The following is a 564-nucleotide window of genomic DNA, read 5'->3' as shown; positions in this document are numbered from 1 at the left end:
CAACCCAGACAGAAATGTGGATCAACTTGGTCGCTACGCGGCAAGCGCGTACGGCTTTGATAACAGCATCAAGCTGGAAGGCGAAGAGTGGGTGTACAGCAATACGTCAGCGGAAAACTTAGCGAAACTCGATCTTGCGAAGAAAGATTGGGAAGTTCGTTTTGCAGAAAATCGCACCAACAATAATGCTGCGGACGGCGAGTTGCTTGGCTTCTCTATGCTGCAAGAATCGGTGGATCAAGCCTCTTACATGTACTCAGACAACAAATACTTAGCGGAAATGGCGAAGTTGGTGTCCGATGGCGTAGAAGGTAAAGACCGCGCGCAAGAATTCCTGAACGGTGCCGAGAAAATCAAAACGTACATTAACCAATGTATGTTTGATGAAAGCACAGGATTCTTCTACGACATTCACTTAAATGTGGCTGAAGATGGCACTACTCCTGAGCCTCTTGCAAATGGCTGTGCGGGTTTGCCGATTGTAGAGCGTGGACGTGGCCCTGAAGGTTGGTCGCCGCTGTTTAATGGTGCAGCAACGCAAGAGCGTGCCGATAAAGTGATCGC

Annotated in this window: 1 protein-coding gene; it reads left to right on the top strand. The window is 49.1% G+C overall.

Annotated elements, in window-relative coordinates:
* Nucleotides 1–564 (top strand): MGH1-like glycoside hydrolase domain-containing protein (locus R7O13_RS29520; RefSeq protein WP_412125748.1); only part of this gene is annotated, 564 nt, incomplete at both ends.

The organism is Vibrio sp. Y176, assembly GCF_033438945.1.
The sequence above is the reverse complement of the archived record's forward strand: the minus strand, read 5'-3'. Positions and strand labels throughout refer to the sequence as shown.